The organism is Dyella japonica DSM 16301 (assembly GCF_001010355.1).
GTDB classification, from domain to species: Bacteria; Pseudomonadota; Gammaproteobacteria; order Xanthomonadales; family Rhodanobacteraceae; genus Dyella; species Dyella japonica.
In genome coordinates, this window is the sequence record NZ_JPLA01000041.1 from 95,184 (window position 1) to 114,719 (window position 19,536).

Below are 19,536 nucleotides of genomic sequence, written 5' to 3' on the forward strand. Positions count from 1 at the left end.
GTATATACGCAACTATATAGCGAAGATCTGACCCGCATCATCTTCTTGCGACATTTTTTTGCGGCAGGTATTTGCTTGCCTAGGCAGGTATCTGGGGCGGCGACGTCAACGCGCATGGGCTGCCGCATGCATCCGCCAGATGTACGCTAGGGCGGTCGTGTCCCGGCGCCCTCGGCGCAGGGGCGCACGTGCCGGGCACGAATAGGAGCAAGCCCCATGCTAGCCATCAAGGGAACGCTCGGCCTGGAGGCCGATGGGCGCAACTTCGGCGGGCGCGAACGCATCGCGTTGCTGATGAAAATCGACGAATCGGGTTCCATCGCCGGTGCCGCGCGCGAAGTGGGCATGAGCTATAAAGGCGCGTGGGAGGCCGTCGACGCGATGAACAACCTGGCGGGCGAACCGCTGGTGCTGCGGGCCGTCGGTGGACGAAGCGGTGGGGGGGCCGTGTTGACTCCGCGCGCGCGTCGACTGATCGACGTCTTCCAGCACATGGAAGCCATCCATCAACAATTCCTCAAGCATTTGGCCAATATTGCGGACAACCCGCTTTCCGATATCGACCTGGTGAGGCGCTTCATGATGAAGACGAGTGCAAGAAATCAATTGGCCGGTACCGTGTCTGCGGTGGACTCCGGCGTGGTCAACGATGTGATCCAGCTCGACATCCAGGGCGGCCAGCAACTGGTGGCCACCGTGACGCACGAAAGCGCGCAGAACCTCGGCCTCACCGCCGGCAAGGACGCCTTCGTGTTGATCAAGGCCTCGTCGGTGATCATCGGCCTGCCTGATAAATCGACGCGTTTGTCCGCACGCAATCAGCTGCAGGGAAAAGTCTCGTCGATCAAACGTGGCGCGGTGAATGCCGAAATCGGCATCGAACTGGATGGCGGCAACGCCCTGGTTTCCATCATCACCATCGCGAGTCTCGATTCGCTGGCCCTGCGTGAAGGCACGCCCGTCGTCGCGATCATCAAGGCATCGAGTCTGATTGTCGGCACCTTCGATGCCTAGAGCGTCGAGCGCAACTCCATAAGCTTGCGTGCCGATGCTTGGTGCGCAGCCGGTTCGACCCAGGGGAGACTGGTCGAACCGGCAACGCGGCACGTCAGGCGGTGACGACGTTCACGGCGACTTCGATATTGCCGTTGACTGCCTTGGAGTAGGGGCAGATCTGATGGGCGGAGTGCGCGATGGCTTCGGCGACGTCCTGCGGCAGACCCGGCAGGCGCACGCTGAACTTGGCGCCCAGGAACCAGCCCGGGCCGGTCTGGCCGACGTCCACCTGGATGTCCACCGCCGTATCCGCCGGAAGCGCGATCTTCTTGAGCGACGCGGCGATGCCTAGCGCGGTGATGTAGCAAGCCGACCAGGCGCCGGCAAACAACTGCTCGGCCGTGGGGTGGGGTTCGGCGGCGATGAACTCGTAGCTCTCGCCACCCGGGGCCGACAGCTTGAGATCGACCACGCCGTGGTCACCGCGCTGGGCATTGGGATTGTGGTTGACGACGGTGTGGGTCTTGCCCGTGAAGATGACTTTCTCGATCTTGGTCATGGCATATTTCTCTTTGTGAATTTGCTGTTTAATAATATCGTTTGCGATTACATCGCATGCGACATATATGGGGGATTGGCAACGCGTGAGACAGGGTGGGGCCGGGAAGGGGGCGCTTGGGAATCTGCCATCGCATGCGATTGAATCGTGTGCGATGGATAAATCTTGTCACCCGGCCAGGCCGGCGTCAAACGCATTTTTGTATCGCAATGTATCTGCCCGCTCTTCGCGCAGGGTTGCGCAGCCGTCGCTGGGTAGATACCGCGCGATGAGACGCGCCAGCCTCCCGCACGAACAGCGGTAGTGATTAGATCGTATGCGATGTATATTGCCCGGCGTCGGGCACGGGCCCGCTACTTCGAGAGCCAGGCATGAAAGCGAAGGCGGGCAGCAAATCCTCAAACCTGAAACTGGCCGATTTCCTGTGCTTCGCGGTCTATTCCACGAATCTGGCGTTCGGCAAGGTCTATCGGCCGGTACTGGAGGAACTGGGACTCACCTACACGCAGTACGTGACGATAGTCGCGCTGTGGGAAGAGGACGACCAAACGGTGAGCGGCCTCGGCGAAAAGCTCTTTCTCGAATCCAACACCTTGACGCCCATCCTCAAGAAGCTCGAGGTCATGGGCTATGTCGAACGTGCACGCGATGCATCCGATGAACGGCAGGTGCGCATCAAGCTCACCAGGAGCGGGCGACAGCTGCGCGAACGCGCGCTGAGCGTGAACCTCGACGATGCCTGCGGGCTCACCGCCAGGGATTTCTCGCGTCTGCAGAAAGAGATTGTCACTCTTCGCGACAACCTGCTGCGATCGACCCGCGACGAATGAGATCTATCACCGCAAGCGGACACGGGCAGTGACATCCGTGCCCGTCTGCTGCGCACATGACTTCGCCTCATCGGTTTGTTCGCCGCCCACATCGGCATGGAGCACCTGACGGTCGGGCAATAGCACAGCGGTCTTGGCGTCCGTGCCACCGGACGGATTTCGCGTGTGATAGCTGTAACAAACCGTGCCATCCTCCATCAGCATCGCCCGATCCACCCCATAGCCATCCGTGTTGAGCTGGGCATCGTGAAGCATGATGCTGCCGAGCACGGCGCGGCGTATGGCGTCGTGACGCTTCGCGTCCGCGTCGCCCCGCTCGCGCATCTCTGCGGAGGGTGCCATGGCGGCATCGGCAGCTTTCTTGTGCTGGTGGGCGAACCAGACCGCGGCAATCACCCCCACGATGAGTAGCGCTCCGACGAGCACCGGAAGCACGGGAAAAGAGCCCAGTGATTTCTTCTCGGTGACTGCTGCCGCGGGCGGGGATGCAGTTTTCGACATGGCCGCCCCGCAGGAAGGACAGACGCGCTCACCTTCGCCAACCTCCGCTCCACATTGGGGACAGGTGATCAGGGCCATGGGGGCGCATCCGCGTCTAGGTACGCGTTTATCGCTCCAGCGGTGTCGATTTCGTGTGGACAAAGGCTCGCGAAACTTCGCGATGCGCCTTTTGCATGGGCGGGACTTCGCTACCTGGTCGTTATCGGTGACGAACGTTGGCCAAGGCCAAGGAATCGCTGGTGGCGCTGGTGCAGAGCGACCATGCGTTGACGGTGCGAGCCTCTGTGTGTGCCAAGAATCTCGCCGACCTGCCGTTCATCGCCATGGCAAGCAAGGCGAAAGTGGTGCGCTCGGTGATCGACCAGTACCTGGAATTGGCCGGCGTCTTTTGCACCGGTTTCTTGCCCATCTGGATGAGTTGAGAACGAGTGTGACGTCCACCCTTGCGCTCGGCCGCCCAAATACCACAGGCGTCAAAGCATTTGCCTGCTGTCCTCTCCGCCATCCAAGTTGAAGAATTGCCACAGACCAGGAAGTCGTTGAGCAACTTCAGATCAAACCGATCGATGCCATAACAACAAAAATGTTGTTAACAACATATGTGTTGCTATAACATCGCTTCGCAGGAGCCGGGCCGGAGGTATGAAGTACAGCGAATTTCGGCGATGGCTTCAGCGGCAGGGTGTCCAGATAGAGCCAGGGAAGGGCAGCCACCATCAGCTTCGGTTCAAGGGAAAGCGTTCGACATTCCCCGACCATGGCGCCAAAGAGATACCTGAGCCGCTGCGCAAGAAGATCCTGAAGGACCTCGGCCTGTAAGGGCCAAGGGATTCAGATTCCGTAGGCGGTGATTTGTGCTGACCGTTGACCACTTCTCAACAGCCCGTTTTCAGACCTTTAGAAGCTATCGAGGCCGCTCATGAACTACCCCGTAGCAATGGCTCGCACCGATGGGGTCGTCATGCTCACCTGCCGCGACATCCCTGAGTTCGCCACCGTAGGCGATGACGAGCCAGAGGCTCTGCTTAACGCCATCGATGGACTGGAAACCGCTTTGATGGGCTATATGCAGGACCGCGAACCCATTCCCGCAGCCAGCGCCGCAAAGCGAGGCGAACGCATCGTGCGCCTGCCTGCATTGACCGTGGCGAAGCTTGGCCTTTACGAGGCGATGCTGGATAACAACATGCGCAAGGCTGACCTCGCGCGCTTGTTGGGCGTCCATATGCCACAGGTGGACCGCATCCTGGATCTTCGCCACGCAACGAAGATCGACCAAGTGGAGCATGCGCTGGGCTTGCTCGGACGTAGGATTGAGTTGACCGTCCAGGCCGCATGATCCATTTTGTTTCGGGTTACCCAGCAACGCACTGCACGTTCAGCATCAAAAGACGCTCAGCGCTACGAGAGGCGGGCCACCACGGTAATCACAATGAGGGCCGAAAAGATCAGCGCAGGAGCAAGATGTCCAAACGGCTCGCGGTTTCGTAGCAAGGTGAACAGCGCGCCGATCATGATCGCGCCGGCAAGCGCCAGGCCCCATACCCTCGTTTGTTGGCCAAGAAGAAGTGCTGCGCTGAGCAGCTCGAGTGCGCCACAGAGCAACTGAAACCATGTCGGGTAGCCCCAGCGTGCAAAGTCTCGCTTCACCGCGGCGGGTCTCGCCAGGTTGACTACCCCGGCGATCGCGAACAGAGCCGCGACCATCATCGCGAGGATCGATTCGAAAGACGCACTGGTCCAGGTCATCGTCATGCTCCGTCGATCTGCTGAACGTGCGTCTGTGCAGAGAGGTCCGCCAAGAGGCCTGGGCCGTGCGGTTCCCACCCAAGCGCTCGTCGGGCAAGCTCGCCGCTTACGCTCTGGTCGAGCGCCAGCGCGTCAGCAAATGGTCCCAGCGATTTGCGGGCATCGTCGAGTGGCCATGGTTCGACGCGATCAGCGCTCAGCGAGGTCCGAATGGCTGCACCGATGTCCGCCATGGCAACGGCATCTTCGGCGACCACATTGAAGATCCGCCCCGTAACTCGATCGTCCCCACGGGCTGCCCGCTCCAAGGCGCTCAGATAAGCCGCGGCAAGATCATCGACGTAGACGGCGGGCCAGTGGTTTAGACCGTCACCGACGACTCGCACACAGCCGGCCTGACGGGCCATGCCTGCAAGCATGCCGAAGATGCCGCCGCCGTGGCCGTGCACCATCGCCGGCCGGAGGACGGCTGACGCGATCGAGCGACTTGCGGCCAATGCCTGTACGTGTCGCTCCACTGCGGGCCGCCAGGCGACGAGTGGTGTCGGATTGAGGGCTGATGTTTCCGTCACCGTCTCTGCGCCCGTATTGCCGTAGACCCAGATGCCCGACGTATAGACAAACGCCGTGCCCGGACGCAGATGCGACAGCATCGCCACCACCGCCGCCTCATCTGCGGCGGCGGCGGAAGCATCGTTGGTCGAGGCGGCGTGCACCACGCCATCGGCGGCACCGGCAGTCGCCGCGAAAGACAGTGGCTCGCGCAGGTCGCCGGAATGGAGTTGCACGCCGAGCCGTGCCAGCGCGGTAGCCGCCGCCGACGTCTCCTGGCGCACCAGCGCCGTTACCTGATGGCCGAGGCTGATGGCCTTGCGCGCGACCGCCTGTCCTATGTAGCCCGTACCGCCTGTCATGAATAGTTTCAAAGCGTTCTCCCGGCGACTCTTTGCGGAGTCCGATGATCACAAACGAGACCAGTGGGTCTCGTTTGGTGAATCTAACGAGACTGATCAGTCTTGTCAACTATTCGGTGATCTGCTACTTAGCCCCTATGGACGATGCCTCTCTCACCGCCTTGAGCCCGCTGCAACGCCGCAAGCGGCTTGCCATCCTCGATGGCGCTAAAACCGTTTTCCTGCGTCAAAGTTTTGCGCTGGCAAAGATGGACGATGTCGCCGCCGCTGCCGGCGTCGGCAAGCAGACGGTCTACCGCCACTTCAAGTCGAAGGAGGCTCTCTTCGTCGGCCTGGTGATCTCGATGTGCGCTCAAGTGGGCGCTTTTCTTGCCAGTCATCAGGGCAGGCCATCCGACGGCTCACCCGAAGCCGGGTTGCGCGAGTTGGCGCAGTCGCTGGTACAAAACCTTATCGAGCCGGACAACCTGAGGCTTTACCGGGCCATCGTTGCTGAGGCCGAGCGCCTTCCGGAACTCGGCCAGGTGTTCTACGAAAACGGTGCAAAGGTTGTGCGCGCCATGGCTGCAGACATTCTGCGAAAGCGATTTGATCCATCGACGGCTGCCATGCGGGCAGCGACCTTCGTCCAGTTGGCGCTAGGCGATGCGTATCTGGAGCTATCCATTGGCTTCAGCGTGCCTGATGTTGAAGCACGCTTTGCCTTGCAGATTGACGAGGCAGTAGCGGCTGCTCTTCGCTAAAGGCCCGCAGTCTCTCCCGCTCGAACTTAAGCTCCACGACCTTCGTGACCGATCGAGCGTGCAACGTCCTGCTTGAGCAGATAGATCGAGACCACCAGCAGAACGAGGTCCTTCAAGAGGAAGGCCGCATTCATCGCCATCGCGGGAAAACCGCCGGCGCCCGCATCCCAGCCATCGGGGACGAACGGGAGAATCGTCAGGGTGGAGATGAAGGTCGCGATGGAGCCGAGGGCGCCCAGCACGCCCAGCTTCTTGTTCCAGAAGCCAAGCAAGAGCAGCGAACCGAAGGTCCATTCGGCGGTGCCCAACAGAATCGCGGTGCCATGAATGCCAAGGACCGGGATGGTCCAGAAGATCAGCGGTCCGTGTTCGATCAACGGTGCCAGTGCCGTGATCTCTGACTGGAACCATTTGTCGTATCCGAACCAGGCAAAGATGACGACCATCGCCGCACGAAGCAGGTGGTAGTCGAGATCCTTTTTCAGGAGGCCGGACTTTGCGAGCAGTTGGATCAGCGCGTTCATGGCTATCTACCTCAGTCGTGGTGATGGGATGACCGGGACGAACGCCGTGACATCGGTCGGCGTCTCGTTGGTGGCGTAGCGCACTTTACGCGGCAGTGGTGAGCACGTTAATGTTCTGGTGTCTTGCTTTTATGCTCAAAAGTCTCAATGGAGGATGGCCCATGTCTCCACCGCTCGACTGGCTGAGCCGGCTGCTGGAAATGACGCCGGTTCGTGGGCAGCTGGATCTGCGTTGCCAATATGGCGCGCCGTGGCGCATCGATCAGGACGCTTTTGCCAGCGGCGAGATGGCTTATCACATCGTCCTTCGAGGCTCCGCGTTGTTGGAAAACCCCGAAGGGGGAGGTCCGGAACCGCTGGAGGCAGGCGACATCCTGCTATTGGCCAATGGCGAGGCGCATACCTTGCACGACGGTGGTGGTGCGCGCGCCAAGCCGGCCAGGAGTCGCATCGCTGCCAACCTGGTTTTCAGTGAGAACGCGGGGAAGGGCGATCGCCTGGATATGTTGTGCGGTCGCTTCGTGTTGACGCCGCCGCACGCCCGGCTCTTGCGCCGCTATTTGCCCTCGCGGCTGGTGGCGCGTACCGGCATCGCCAAGGCATCGCCCAGCGATCAGGAAAGTGGGGCAGAGCTGCATGGACTGATGGCACTCATGCAGGCGGAGAGCCGGTCGGATTTTCTTGGTGGGCGCGCCATGCTCGACGCGCTGTCGACGGCGTTGTTCGCTTTGACCTTGCGCTTTGCCAGCGAATCGAAGGAGGCCCCTTCCGGGTTGCTCGCCCTGGCAGGGTACCCGCGACTGGCGCCGGCACTGGATGCCATGTTTCACGATCCAGGGCATCCATGGACGCTTCCGCTGCTCGCGGAGAAATGCAGCATGTCGCGAGCGACGTTTGTGCGTCTTTTCCAGGACAAGCTCGGACTCTCCGCCAGCGAGTTGCTGACGGATATCCGCATGACGATGTCCGCGAACGAACTGCGCAAGACGTCCGTTTCGACGGGAGCGATCGCGGAGGCCGTGGGTTATCAATCCGAGGCGGCCTTCCAGCGGGCCTTCAAGCAGCACATGGGCGTCACGCCAGCTCGCTGGCGAAAGTCAGCCGGGACGAAGGAAGGCCTTGCCTAGGCGATGCTTCAAGGTGTTTGCGCGGGGGAAACAGGCAAGTGCAGTGCCGCCCGAAGTTCGGTGCGCGCCGCCTGGTAGTCCGCCTGCCAATCGCTTTGCTGCAGCAACTGCGCACCGATGACGGTGCCGGCCAGCCGGCCGGCTTCCACGTCGCTTGGGTAGTGCACGCCCATCACCACGCGATGCTGCCCATACAGGTCGGCGCGGGCGAAAATCGCCGCGCGCTTTTCCGGCACCATGTTGGCCAGCAGGATGGCCGCCGTATAGCCGAACGTGGCGTGTCCACTGGGATAACTCCAATCGTCCGGCTTTTCCTTGGATAACGGATGCACCTGATCGGACGTCACCGGGGGACGGGCGCGTCGCCAGTAGAGCTTGGCGTCCTTTATCTCGGCCTTGTCGAAGTCGGCGACGCGTTCAAAGAAGGCGGCCGTCTTCGGCAAGGTCGCCGCTTGCAAGGATGGACCGAGCGCATCCGCAAAACGGAACACGGAGCGTTCCATATCCGCCTTGGCCGCCGACTGTTCGGCGGGCGTGCGCGATCGCTGTACGGCAAGCACTACCTGCAGATCCTGCCCGGCTGCAGCCGAACCTGCCGCCGGCGGAGGCGGCAGCAGGTTGGATAGTTCGATGGCAGCACCATTCGGGCTGATACCGTCGGCCAGTGCGGGCTGGCCGATCAGCAACATCAACGACAAGAGCGCAAGGCGTTTCATCAGAACAGATCAGCCGAAATGGTGAAGTTGAAGTTGCGCGCCGGAATGGTCCAGTACAGCGGCGTGCTATCCGCCGCCGTGACGCCGGCCAGGGCGTTGATGTGGGTGTTGTCGAACAGATTGTTGAGCTGCACGCCGATCTTGATGTCCTTCACATCGCTGATGTGGGGATCGAACTTGTAGCTGGCGGCAAAGTTGGCGATCGCATAGCCGCCGATCGGCGTGTCATCCTCGGCATTGGCCGTGTAATAGGTTTTGCCGACGAACTTGTCGAACAGCGAGGCGTAGAAGGAACCGTCGCTGTAGATGAAGCCCAGTGCGGCGGTCTTGTGCGGCGTGTTCGCGTTCCACTGGTTGTCGGTGGTCTGGATTGCACGGTTGAGCGAGCCGTTGGCGTAGACGCTGAAACCGGCGCCAAGCAGGTAGGTGCCTTCCAGCTCGAGACCTTTGTAGTGCACGCCGCCGGCGTTGTAGAACTCGGTGACGCCGCCGACCTTCTGGCTCTGCACGAAGTTGTTGAAGTCGATCTTGTACACATCACCCGATACCGTCAGGCGATCGTCGGTCCAGGTCGTGCCGAGCTGGATATTGGTGGTCTTTTCCGGCGCGACGGCGCTATCGGAAACCGCCGGATTGGGCACGTACAGCAGGTTGAGGTTGGGCGCCAGGTAGCCCTTGGCCCACTGCGCATACGCAGTCCAGTTCGCGCTGAAGTTGTAGTGGAACGATGCCGAAGGCAGGGTGGCATTCCACTTCTTGGAATAGTCGAGCGGCGTCTCCGTCTTCTGGTTCACCGATGCATCCAGATCGCGCTCGAAGTTGTTGTACTTCACGCCGCCGATGACATACGCGTTGTCGGTGATGTTCCACTGGTACTCGACGAACGGCTGGATCGTGACCAGCGTGTCGTTCATGCGCCGATCCGCCGAAGCGAGCGCCAGCGAGGACGCGCCGGGCGCGATCACCGGATTGAGCTGGTTGATCGTATCGTCGAATTCATACAGCCAGCGGATATCGTCCTGGTGGTCGTACCACACACCGGCGCGCAGTTCGCCTGGGCCCAGTTCCTTGCCCACGCGGAAGATGTCGCCCCAGGAGCGGTTCGTGTTGCGCATGTGCTGGCCGGGCACGTCGGTGGCGCTATAGAACGTACCGTTCGGCGTTTCGCCGTTCGGATCCAGGCCGTTGAAGCCGAAGTGGTTGTAGCCGTAGGTGTAGACCTTGTTGTCGATCGTCCAACCGTCAAAGGCCGAGTGCAGGCCGATGTAACCGAAATTGGTGTTGATCTCGTCCTTGTTGTAGCGGTAGTAGGCCTGGCTGGTCGGATCGTCGTTCAGACCATAGTTGACGCCGTGTTCAGCGATCTGGGGCTTGGTGGCGCCGAACGGCACATACTGGTTCAGCTCGTTGTCCATGGCCACGAAGGTCAGCGTGGTGTTCTCGCCCAACGGCTGCACCACCTTGGCAAACACGGTCTGGCGACGCTGGCCGGCATAGGTGAGGTAACCGTCCGACGAGCTGTTCTGCAGATTGATCACCGCGCTGGTGCCGCTGCTGGTAAACGCGCCCGTGTTGATCGTCGCGCCTTCAATCGCCGTTTCCCAGCTGCCCAGGCTGATGTACGGGTTGATGCCGAACTGCTGCTGCGGGTTGAGCGAATCCACCGAAATGGTGCCGCCGAACGTGGCGTTGCCGAGCGTGCCGGCGGTGCCCGGGCCGCGATCCACCGTCACCGCGTTGGTTTGCTGGTTGGTGAAGTACGACGTGGAGTGATGCGTGAAGTCGTTCGAGTCCATCCACGGAATGCCATCGAACGTCACGTTGTACTGGCCGTCCTGGAAGCCGCGGATGGAGACGACCGGCGCCTCCATCAGGCCCGAACCGTTCGGCGTCACCGTGTACACGCTCGGCGAGATCTGCGCGATGTCGGTGTAGTCGCCGGTGGGCGGCACATTTTCCTGGATGTAGACGCGGCCGATGGTCGACTGCGGCTCGGTGGCCACCATGGAGGCTTGCGACGGGGCGATCGTGGTCACCGTGTCGGTGCCGGTCACCTGTACGGCATCCAGGCTCTTGGCCTGCTGCGGCGTGGCGCTGGTATCGGCGGTGCCGTTGTCGCCGGCCCATGCGGGGGACGCGATCGCGGCGGCCAGGCAAAGAGCAAGCGTAGTGCGGGAGCGCCCGAATAGCGCCGGAGTATGCCGTGTCATGATGTGCCCGTTTGTTGATTTTGGGGGGTGGCGACGTGGGGCGACACCGTAATCACGGTAAATGACAATATGGCAACAAAATGATTATTCGATAATTTGGCAAATAATCGTATTTATTTTCGCTAAGATAATCATAAGATTTGTGAAATTGATTTTATAAGGTAAATCTAAGGATTATTAATTCGAATTAATAAGCTGACCATAAGGGTTGCCGTGCAAGGGGATTTGCGCTGCTTCGGATGGGGCAGGCGCGAACGACGTCGTTGGATCTGGCATCGAATCGACTTCACCGAGCGACCTGACTTCGTTTCGCGCTCGCAGCGCTGGATGTCCACTTGTCCATCCATTTGAAGACCTCGTCGTACCACTGGATGGTGTCCGCCGCTTTTACTTCGTAGTGCCCTTCGTCGGGGAACACGATCAACCTGGATGGAATATTTCGCTCCTGCAGCGCCGTAAATGCCGCCACGGCCTGCCCACTGGGGCTTCTGAAGTCCTTTTCGCCGGTGATCACCAGCTGCGGCGTTCGCCAATGTGCAACGGCATTGACGGGATTCCAGCGCTCGTATTCGGTGGGCGCGGCATAGTACGGCTTGTTTCCGAAGTCCCAGTGATCCTGGGCCAGTTCGTCCGTCTCGTAGGTCATGCCCCGCTCATCGAAGATGCCATCATGCTGGACGATGCATTGGAATCGGTCCGGCCAATGGCCTTCGATCCAGTTCATCATGTAGCCGCCGTACGAAGCGCCTACCGCGCAGGCGCGATCCCCATCGAGGAAATCGAAGCGCTCGATCGCTGCCGCCAGGCCGAGCTGGATATCCGCAAGAGGCAGGTCACCCCAATGGCGATTGACCGCATCAGTGAACGCCTGGCCATGTCCCGTGCTTCCATGGAAGTCGATGGAAACCACGCCATAACCGTGTTCCGCGTAGAGCGCCAGATTCAACGGCCATCGGGCGTACCAGATATCGCCTAGCGTGGATTGCGGACCACCATGAACCACCAACGCGACGGGGGCCTGCTTGCCGCGAGCCAGCCCAGGCGGGCGCAGTGCCAGACCCCAAACCTCGTCCCCGTTGGCGCCGACAAACTGGAACCGGAAAACTTGTGGCCAGTCGATCCCGGCCAGCTTTGCAGCATTGACGTTGGTGAGCCTCTCAAGCTTGCCAGAGGCTTCGCGACGCCACAGATCCGGCGGCTCCGCGAGGCCATCTTTCTTGAGGACCAGCGAACCATCGGGCGCGACAGCCATCAGCGTGATGTGTCCAGTAGCTGTCAGCCGCCGAACGGTGCCACCTTCAATATCGACGCTAAACGCAGGATGGTCCAACGTGTCATTGGCGGTCACGTAGAGCGTTCTTGAATCGGGGGACCAAACGATGGCATCAGGAGACCGATCCCATCCTTGGGTGAGCGGATGAGTCATTCCAGTTGCCAGGTCACGAAGCCAAACCACGCGCCTGTCATCGGCATATCCCGGCCGCGAAGTCGCGAGCCACGCCAGCCACCGCCCGTCGGGCGACACCGTGGGCATTTCATCCGCCGCCGCATTCGCCGCGGTGAGGTCCAGAGGACTATCGGAACAATCCGCGGACCGCGCGAAGATGTCCGAGTTGGTTGATAGCGGTTCGATCCGGTCGGCAACTCTTAGCGAGAAGTAGATCGTCTTGCCGTCCGGCCCCCAAGTCGTATCCTCCTTGCCGCCGTTGGGCTTGGACGGAACGTCTCCAACGAGCGCGGGCGCAACAGCGCAGCCTCGTCCACTTGCTTGGCCGTTGCGCAGGCGCATCAGGAACAGCTGGGAGCGTTGGCCGTCCTCCCATTGGTTCCAGTGCCTGATGGGTAGGTGATCGAAGATCCGCGCGCTACCGATGGCATGGGGCGCGCCGCCCTTGTCATCGAGGAATGGCGTGTGCGGCGGTCTATCCGCCCAGACCAGAACGGCATCGCCCTGTGGGGAGATCCGAAATCCCGCAAGTCCATCGGACGTCAAGACGGCCGTCGGTCTGGTGTCGCCCATCGAGATCCGGAGGATCGCCGGCGTCGCCGATGGCCGTTCGGACAGGAAGTACAGCGCACCGTCCACCCCGAATTCAGGGGCCGTCGGCGCGGCGTCATCGAGGGAGGTGATTCGCTCGGGCCTGCTGTCACGTTTTGCCAGATCAAGGCGCCACAGCGAGTGTTGCGTTCGCTTCGTCTGCAAGTCCTCTGAAGATTCCTCCCACACCAGCCATTTACCGTCGCTCGATACGGTGGCAGCACCAATCTGGGCTAGATCGACCAGATCGGACTGGGTAAGGGAGCGAGCGAGAATCGGGTTTGCCACCGCCAACATCAGCCCAAAGGCGAAGACGGCTGCCTTCACTTTTTGCATACGCGCACGCTTCATTTCCGACTCACTCTCGCGGCGACTGGCGGTCTCTTGGTCCCAGCCTGAGACGGTTGGATGCATCGGAGGAGGAGATCGATGCCATGACCTTTGCCCCATGGAAGCTCTCTGCCTCAATGAGGAACTGCCAAAAGCCCGATGTTCCGAACCGGAGCGCCCCGATGGTTTCCTGGCGCATGCAAGGTGCGCAGGTCAGGCGCCACCATTGATGTCATGGCCCACGGGGGCCGCGACGCCCCCCATGACTTCATACCCATGCACTAGTACGAACTTCACACTATTGTTCACTCCATGATGAGTAGCAGTGCGGGTGGGGCGTGGAAGACAACAGCAGCCATCTGAAGAAATTCCAGAAGGAGCTGTCGGCGGGCACTGTGTCGTTGGTGCTGCTGGCGGTGCTGGGGCAGTCGCGGCAGCCGATGTATGGCTACCAGATCGCCAAACGGCTGGAAGAGGTGGGGGAGGGCGTGCTCGCCGGCAAGCAGAGCGCGCTGTATCCGGTGCTGCGCAATCTCGAAGGGGCGGGGTTGTTGGCCAGCGAGGTGGAGCCTTCCATCAGCGGTCCGCCGCGGCGCTACTACCGCATCACCAAACAAGGGCGCGAGGTGTTGCGCGACTGGGTGCAAGCCTGGGCGGCCACGCGCGATTCTGTCGACGGGGTTTTGCAAGGAGGGGTGTAATGAACGCACCACGCACGATTGCTGAATATCTGAATCAGTTGCGCGCTGCGCTCAAGGGCGCGGATCCGGCCTTGATCCAGGATGCGCTGTACGACGCCGAGGAACACCTGCGCGCCGAGCTGGCCGAGGATCCCAGGCGCAGCGAAGCGGACATGCTGGCCCACGTGGTGAGCACCTATGGCGCGCCGGAAGAGGTTGCCGATATCTATCGCGACCAGGAGATCAAGATCCAGCGCGCGCTGCGTCCGCCGCCGATGCCGCGGCGCCGCTCGGTGCTGGGCCGCTTCTTTGGCGTGGCGGTCGATTCCCATACCTGGGGCGCCTTGTTCTACATGTTGCTGGCGCTGGGCACGGGCATCTTCTACTTCACCTGGGCGGTGACGGGACTGTCGCTGTCGCTGGGCCTGGCAGTGCTGGTCATCGGCATTCCCTTCATGATCCTGTTCCTGGGCACGGTGCGCGCACTATCGCTGCTGGAAGGGCGCATCGTGGAAACCATGCTCGGTGTGCGCATGCCGCGCCGCCCGCCCTATCCGACCAACGGCAGCAAGTCGTTCTGGGGGCGCGTGGGTGCGATCGTCACTGATGGCCGCACCTGGACCACCATGTTCTACATGATCCTGATGCTGCCGCTGGGCATCCTGTATTTCACGCTGACCATCACCTTCCTGAGCATCTCGCTGGGCTTCATTGCGACGCCGATCCTTAAGGCGCTGAGCGTGGCCGATGTGATCTACCTGCAATGCGGCATCCCGCATTGGCTGTGCGACAACAACTACTGGCCGCTGGCCATACTCACCTGCATCGGCGGCGTGTTCCTGTTGTTTGCCACCCTGCACATGGTGCGCGGACTGGGCAAGCTGCATGGCGCCATCGCCAAGGGCCTGCTGGTGCGCAGCGTGAACGAGGGCGCCTGAGCCATGTCGGCGAACATGCTGGCGCGCCTTGCGGGCGAATGGCAGGGCGAGGAAACCATCGCCACCACGCGCTGGGGACAAGGCGGCGCAGCGAGGGGCTGGTTCACGGCGCACACGCAACTCAACGGCCGCGTGCTGATCCAGGACTACCGCCAGGAGCGCGATGGCCAGCCGTCATTGCAGGTGCATGCGGTGTTCGTGGCCGAGCCCGAGCATGACCAGTACAGCCTCTATTGGTTTGACAGTTACGGCTTCGTGCCCGGTACGCCGGCGCCGGGATTGTGGAATGGCGAGCGGCTGACCTTCGTGCGCAGTTCGCCGCGCGGGCAGACGCGGCATGTCTATGTGTTCGAGAGCGCCGAGGTGTTTACCTTGAAGCTGGAGAGTTCGTTTGATGGTGGCGTGAGTTGGGAGTTGGTGATGACGGGGCGCTATAGCCGTTGTGGGTGATGGCGAAGAGCGTCGCGCACAGGGTGCGCTCCCACAACAGGGGTAGGGCGGCCATCACCCTCTGTGGGAGCGCACCCTGTGCGCGACTCGGCGATCAGACAAGCTGCAAATCTCGCGGCTTTGCCCCCGGAAACACCGACAGCAACTGGCTGTTCGACAACCCCCACATCCTCCCCATCACGCCAGCCAGCACATCGCGATAATTGTTGATCACCGGATAGTCCCGGTTCTGCAGCAGGCTCTGCGCATTCACCGCCACCTGCTCGCCCGCGATGCGACCACCGTTCACCTTGCCGCCCAGCACCCAGTACACCGTGCCGTGTCCATGGTCGGTCCCCTTGTTGCCGTTCTCGCGGAAGGTGCGGCCGAATTCGGACACCACCACCACGACGGTGTTGTTCCATTCGTCGCCCAGTGCTTCGGCGTAGGCGGCAAGACCCTTGCCAAGGTTGCTCAGATTGTTCGCCAGCTGGCCGGTGGTGTTGCCCTGATTGACGTGCGTATCCCAGCCGCCGACATCGACGAAGCCGAGGCGATACTGATCGCGCATCATGGTGGCGATGCGCTGGGTCTCGTCGGCGAAATTCTTCGCGTTCGGTGCGCCGCGATTGGCCTTGACCATCTCGTCCTGCAGCTCCTTGGACACGCTTTGGCGCAGTTCCAGGCCGTCCGCTGCAGCAGATGCCAGTGAAGTATTGCGATACATGCCGGCGAGTATGCCCGCCTGGCGTTCGTCGTACACCGGCTTGGGATTGCCGCGCAGCGAGATATTGGGAATATCGCGGCCGCTGCCCTGGAAGGTGAGCGGCAGCGCGTCGGTAAAGGCGATCGACGGCACCGTGCTCATCTGTCCCGACAGTCGCGCCATGAAACCCGAACGGAAGTTGCTGCGCTGTGCCGATGGCTCGCCCGATTCGATATTGTCCTGTGTTTCGAAATGGCTGCGCGACAGATCATCCGTGCCGGCAAACGGAACAAAGGCGACCTGGTGCTTCTGCCATAACGGGTAGATGGAATCGCGCAGCACCGGGTTAAGCGCCCAGTTGCTGTCCAGGCCGAAGGCGCTGTTGGTGTTGTACGGATCCGGCTTGGCGATGGCCAGGGTCGGGCGCGACTCGTAGTAGAAGTCGCTGCTGTAGGGCACCAGCAGGTTGTTGCAGTCGTAGCCGCCACGCAGGAACACCAGCAGAAAGCGCGGCGTATTCGCCGGTGCGGCAAACAGCTTGCCGGAGAACGACATCGCTGGCGCGGCGACGGCAGCGGTGGCAGCGGCAAGCAGGAATTCGCGACGATTCATGGCAATGCCTCAGCGATAGTTGAAGTCGGGCGACGAGAGCAGGAAGGTGTTCCACTCCTGCTGCGTCGTGGCCTTGGCCAGCGCGTCGCGCGTGGGCGCGCTCAGCGTCGTATCGAACGTGTCGTAATAGAGGCGCGTGGTGAGCATGGGGAAGTCGCCGCCACTCTTGGGCTGGCCCTCCGGCGTCAGCAGGCGGTTGTTGCCGGTGCCGATGGCGCCGGCAATCTCAAAACGTTTGGCCATCTGTCCGGAGCTGGACCAACCGGTGCTGTCGAGCGGCCAGCCATCCGGCGTCAGGCGACCAAATACCGGCTCGCCCAGCTGATTGAGCCAGTTGAGCAGCGGCTTGGCGTTGGCGATGGGCTTGCCGTCGTAGGCCATGCGCACGGAGGACACCATGAACTGCATCGGGTCCTTGAACTTCTTGCCGTAGCTGGCGGCGAGCTCCTTGGACTCGAACATCGTGCGCAGCACCTGGGCGATATCGCCATCGGTGCGCTGGAAGGTGTGGGCCATCTTCGCCACCAGCTCGGGTGACGGATGGTCAGAGACGAAGTATTCGGCGATCTTTTTCGAGACGAACTGCGCGCAGGCCGGCTGCCTGGTGATCAGATCCACGGCCTCGGCGATTTCATCGAAGCCGCTGCCCTTGATGGTGTGGCCTAGCAGCACTTTGTCGCTGTAGTCGTGGCGTTTGGGATTGAACTCGAACAGGCCATTGCGTACGACCATCTCGGCAAGGCGAGGGCGCATGATGCCCGGTTCGCGTAATGGCGCCACGCCGGCGCCAGTAAGAATCAGGGCGAGCTGCTGCACGTCCTGCTGCGTATAACCCGAACCCACGCCCAGCGTATGCAGCTCCATCAGTTCGCGCGCGTAGTTTTCGTTGACGTGGCCCTTGGCGTTCTGCGCGTTGTCTAGAAACTCCATCATCGCCGGACTTTCCAGTGTCGCCATCACCAGGTCGCGGAACTTGCCCAGCGCGTGGGGGCGAATCGCGTTCTGCATGTAGTCGGCGGCCACCCAGCGCACGCGCCCCTTGGCGCCATAGACGCTGAAATGGTTGAGCCAGAACCAGACCATTTGTTCCTTCAGCTGGTTCGGCCCGTAGATGGCGTGCAGCAGCTCGATCTCCTGTGCCTGCTGCAGCAGGTCGTTGGCGTGTTGCTGTTGCGCCTTCTTGGCGGCGGTCTTGTCGTCGCCATCGGGCAGGTTCTTGATCTTCTCCTGCTCGTCGCGCAGGTTGCCCAGCAGTTGCTCGGTGGGCGTGTTGGCGGCTTCGTAGGAGTTGATCAGCGACTGGATCGGGGCGGGCAGGTCGTCGCTGATGCGTCCGTCCAGCTGGCGGTCGAGCAGGCGGGAACGGCCCAGGTCGCGATACATGGCGACGGTGGCGCTGTCGAGCTCGAAGCTGTCGCGGCGCAGCCAGTCCACATCGTCCTGTGACAGCGCGTGCGCATCGCGGGCGGCAGCGCTGCCGGAGCCCAGTACCAACAACAGGCTGCAGGCGGCCAGCCAGGGGCGAATGCCAGGGCGGTTCGGGGTATCGCGCATACGGCGGATGTCCTGAGATGAGAGCCGGGATTCAGTCACGGGAACGCAGTAGCTCGCGCCTGGACTACCGTGCGGCATGCGGTTGACGCGATTTTGTTCGGCGCGGATTCATGCGGCGCGCCGGGTGGCGAAGTGCGTCGTTTGTTTTCGTCATATTGGCGAAAGCCAGGCGTGGCGGCAGCTTGCGGCCGATGGTCCATGCACAGGCCAGCCGGGCGCTGTGACACGCCGCAGGTTTCGTTGCGCAAGTCCTTGGGCTGATCGTGCGGGCGGGGCGATCAGAATTCGTCGACGAACTCGACGACCGCACCAAGCAGGGAGGCTTCCACTTCGGTCACGGCGCGCACGGCATCACTGTGCAAACGATCGGACGCAAGCACCTCGATCATGAAGAGCTCGCTGCCGTTGTCGTCGGTCAGTTCGTTGGAGCTGGAATCGTCGCGCGGGTAGGCTGTCTCGTCGTCGATTTCCTCGACGTGCTCGATGCCGTCGATCCCATGCAGGATCGTGAGCAAGGTGTCGGCATCATCGCGCGTGCCGGTCATGCGAATGCGGATCGTGGGCATACGGGGCGGCTCCCAGGTTCCTGCGCAAACATGCTGCGGCATGGCATGTACAGGCCAGGTGATCGCCGTTGCTACGCTACTATTTAGGCTTAAGCCGGAGATCGTACGTGCCCAAGATTTACGACCGCGACTATTTCGACAAGTGGTATCGCCACCCCGACCACACCGTGGCCTCCGCCTCGGAGCTGCGCCGCAAGATCGCCATGGTGGTGGCGCAGGCCGAGTACTACCTGGGCCGGCCGGTCCGCTCGGTGCTCGATGTGGGATGCGGAGAAGGCGTGTGGCGCGCACCGCTGATGAAACTGCGGCCAGGCCTGCTTTACCAGGGCATCGATGCGAGCGAGTACGCCGTGGCGCGCTATGGGCGCAGCCGCAACATCGGGCTGGCGCGTTTTGGCCAACTGGAATATCTGCGCTTCGACCAGCGCTTCGACATCATCGTATGCACGGACGTGCTGCATTACCTCAAGCCCGCCGAAATCCGCGCGGGACTCAGCGGCATCAGCGACATGCTCGAAGGCGTGGCCTTCCTCGAAGTGTTCACCAGCAAGGATGGCGTGGATGGCGATATGGATGGCTTCCATGCGCGCGCGCCGTCGTGGTATCTGAAAGCGTTCAACGAGGTTGGCCTGATGCCGTGCGGGTCGCATTGCTATCTGGGGCCAAGATTGGAGCGGCGGGTGGCGGCGCTGGAGCGGGCGCAGTCGCCAGTGTGATGTCTCGCCGTGCGGGACATCCGACAACCCTGTGCGCGACAGCCACGCCTGGATGTATCGCTCCGTAGGTTTGTCGCGCACAGGGTGCGCTCCCACAG

22 protein-coding genes are annotated in these 19,536 nt (G+C 61.8%); 11 read left to right on the top strand and 11 right to left on the bottom strand.

Features of this window, described 5'->3' with window-relative positions; translation table 11 throughout:
• Positions 1-216: 216 nt before the first annotated feature.
• Positions 217-1,014, top strand: coding sequence for a TOBE domain-containing protein (locus tag Y882_RS14080; protein ID WP_046972559.1), 798 nt, complete (start codon positions 217-219; stop codon positions 1,012-1,014).
• A 94-nt stretch (positions 1,015-1,108) separates the two neighbouring features.
• Here Y882_RS14080 and Y882_RS14085 read toward each other — a convergent pair whose 3' ends face one another.
• Positions 1,109-1,555, bottom strand: coding sequence for an Ohr family peroxiredoxin (locus tag Y882_RS14085; protein WP_046972560.1), 447 nt, complete (start codon positions 1,553-1,555; stop codon positions 1,109-1,111).
• 371 nt (positions 1,556-1,926) lie between these two features.
• Between Y882_RS14085 and Y882_RS14090 the strand changes: the two genes are divergently transcribed.
• The gene (locus Y882_RS14090) at positions 1,927-2,385 is read left to right on the top strand and encodes a MarR family winged helix-turn-helix transcriptional regulator (RefSeq protein WP_046972561.1); all 459 of its coding nucleotides are present in this window, start codon (positions 1,927-1,929) and stop codon (positions 2,383-2,385) included.
• Between the two features lie 6 nt (positions 2,386-2,391).
• Here Y882_RS14090 and Y882_RS14095 read toward each other — a convergent pair whose 3' ends face one another.
• The gene (locus Y882_RS14095) at positions 2,392-2,964 is read right to left on the bottom strand and encodes a zinc ribbon domain-containing protein (RefSeq protein ID WP_046972562.1); all 573 of its coding nucleotides are present in this window, start codon (positions 2,962-2,964) and stop codon (positions 2,392-2,394) included.
• Positions 2,965-3,101: 137 nt separating this feature from the next.
• Here Y882_RS14095 and Y882_RS14100 point away from each other — a divergent pair, with 137 nt between their 5' ends.
• From Y882_RS14100 to Y882_RS14110, 3 genes are all read left to right on the top strand, one after another.
• On the top strand, positions 3,102-3,308 hold the full coding sequence (locus tag Y882_RS14100) for a type 2 periplasmic-binding domain-containing protein (protein ID WP_046972563.1): 207 nt from the start codon (positions 3,102-3,104) through the stop codon (positions 3,306-3,308).
• A 220-nt stretch (positions 3,309-3,528) separates the two neighbouring features.
• Entirely contained in the window at positions 3,529-3,705 is a 177-nt protein-coding gene (locus tag Y882_RS14105; protein WP_046972564.1) for a type II toxin-antitoxin system HicA family toxin, read from the top strand.
• A 100-nt stretch (positions 3,706-3,805) separates the two neighbouring features.
• A complete protein-coding gene (locus Y882_RS14110; protein ID WP_046972565.1) occupies positions 3,806-4,225 on the top strand; it encodes a type II toxin-antitoxin system HicB family antitoxin in 420 nt (139 codons plus the stop codon).
• Between the two features lie 62 nt (positions 4,226-4,287).
• Here Y882_RS14110 and Y882_RS14115 read toward each other — a convergent pair whose 3' ends face one another.
• Both Y882_RS14115 and Y882_RS14120 read right to left on the bottom strand, forming a co-directional pair.
• Positions 4,288-4,635, bottom strand: a complete 348-nt coding sequence (locus Y882_RS14115; protein WP_046972566.1) for a DoxX family protein — start codon at positions 4,633-4,635, stop codon at positions 4,288-4,290.
• A gap of 2 nt (positions 4,636-4,637) precedes the next feature.
• Entirely contained in the window at positions 4,638-5,561 is a 924-nt protein-coding gene (locus Y882_RS14120; protein WP_046972567.1) for an NAD-dependent epimerase/dehydratase family protein, read from the bottom strand.
• Positions 5,562-5,593: 32 nt separating this feature from the next.
• Between Y882_RS14120 and Y882_RS14125 the strand changes: the two genes are divergently transcribed.
• Entirely contained in the window at positions 5,594-6,292 is a 699-nt protein-coding gene (locus Y882_RS14125) for a TetR/AcrR family transcriptional regulator (RefSeq protein ID WP_211259183.1), read from the top strand.
• A gap of 26 nt (positions 6,293-6,318) precedes the next feature.
• On the opposite strand, the gene Y882_RS14130 is transcribed toward Y882_RS14125, so the two are convergent.
• Positions 6,319-6,816, bottom strand: a complete 498-nt coding sequence (locus Y882_RS14130) for a YkgB family protein (protein WP_046972568.1) — start codon at positions 6,814-6,816, stop codon at positions 6,319-6,321.
• A 110-nt stretch (positions 6,817-6,926) separates the two neighbouring features.
• On the opposite strand from Y882_RS14130, the gene Y882_RS14135 reads away from it, so the two are divergent.
• Positions 6,927-7,943: an AraC family transcriptional regulator gene (locus Y882_RS14135; protein WP_244466347.1), complete on the top strand. Its 1,017-nt coding sequence runs from the start codon at positions 6,927-6,929 to the stop codon at positions 7,941-7,943.
• Positions 7,944-7,951: 8 nt separating this feature from the next.
• Here Y882_RS14135 and Y882_RS14140 read toward each other — a convergent pair whose 3' ends face one another.
• From Y882_RS14140 to Y882_RS14150, 3 genes are all read right to left on the bottom strand, one after another.
• Complete coding sequence (locus Y882_RS14140; protein ID WP_046972570.1) at positions 7,952-8,659, bottom strand: acid phosphatase; 708 nt, start codon at positions 8,657-8,659, stop codon at positions 7,952-7,954.
• Entirely contained in the window at positions 8,659-10,869 is a 2,211-nt protein-coding gene (locus tag Y882_RS14145; protein WP_046972571.1) for a TonB-dependent receptor, read from the bottom strand. The genes Y882_RS14140 and Y882_RS14145 overlap by 1 nt, the downstream gene beginning before the upstream one ends.
• A gap of 286 nt (positions 10,870-11,155) precedes the next feature.
• A complete protein-coding gene (locus Y882_RS14150) occupies positions 11,156-13,258 on the bottom strand; it encodes a S9 family peptidase (RefSeq protein WP_046972572.1) in 2,103 nt (700 codons plus the stop codon).
• Positions 13,259-13,575: 317 nt separating this feature from the next.
• Between Y882_RS14150 and Y882_RS14155 the strand changes: the two genes are divergently transcribed.
• The 3 genes from Y882_RS14155 to Y882_RS14165 are packed head-to-tail and all read left to right on the top strand — an operon-like array spanning position 13,576 to position 15,305.
• A complete protein-coding gene (locus Y882_RS14155) occupies positions 13,576-13,938 on the top strand; it encodes a PadR family transcriptional regulator (RefSeq protein WP_046972573.1) in 363 nt (120 codons plus the stop codon).
• The gene (locus Y882_RS14160; protein ID WP_046972574.1) at positions 13,938-14,855 is read left to right on the top strand and encodes a sensor domain-containing protein; all 918 of its coding nucleotides are present in this window, start codon (positions 13,938-13,940) and stop codon (positions 14,853-14,855) included. The genes Y882_RS14155 and Y882_RS14160 overlap by 1 nt, the downstream gene beginning before the upstream one ends.
• A 3-nt stretch (positions 14,856-14,858) precedes the next feature.
• Positions 14,859-15,305: a DUF1579 family protein gene (locus Y882_RS14165; RefSeq protein WP_046972575.1), complete on the top strand. Its 447-nt coding sequence runs from the start codon at positions 14,859-14,861 to the stop codon at positions 15,303-15,305.
• Positions 15,306-15,399: 94 nt separating this feature from the next.
• Here the strand turns inward: Y882_RS14165 and Y882_RS14170 are convergent, their stop codons facing one another.
• From Y882_RS14170 to Y882_RS14180, 3 genes are all read right to left on the bottom strand, one after another.
• Positions 15,400-16,602 (bottom strand): DUF1501 domain-containing protein, encoded by a 1,203-nt coding sequence (locus tag Y882_RS14170; RefSeq protein ID WP_046972576.1) that lies wholly within the window; start codon positions 16,600-16,602, stop codon positions 15,400-15,402.
• A gap of 9 nt (positions 16,603-16,611) precedes the next feature.
• The gene (locus Y882_RS14175) at positions 16,612-18,156 is read right to left on the bottom strand and encodes a DUF1800 domain-containing protein (RefSeq protein WP_046972577.1); all 1,545 of its coding nucleotides are present in this window, start codon (positions 18,154-18,156) and stop codon (positions 16,612-16,614) included.
• A 278-nt stretch (positions 18,157-18,434) separates the two neighbouring features.
• Positions 18,435-18,701 (bottom strand): hypothetical protein, encoded by a 267-nt coding sequence (locus Y882_RS14180; RefSeq protein ID WP_244466348.1) that lies wholly within the window; start codon positions 18,699-18,701, stop codon positions 18,435-18,437.
• 128 nt (positions 18,702-18,829) lie between these two features.
• On the opposite strand from Y882_RS14180, the gene Y882_RS14185 reads away from it, so the two are divergent.
• Complete coding sequence (locus tag Y882_RS14185; protein WP_046972579.1) at positions 18,830-19,438, top strand: class I SAM-dependent DNA methyltransferase; 609 nt, start codon at positions 18,830-18,832, stop codon at positions 19,436-19,438.
• Positions 19,439-19,536: the final 98 nt, after the last annotated feature.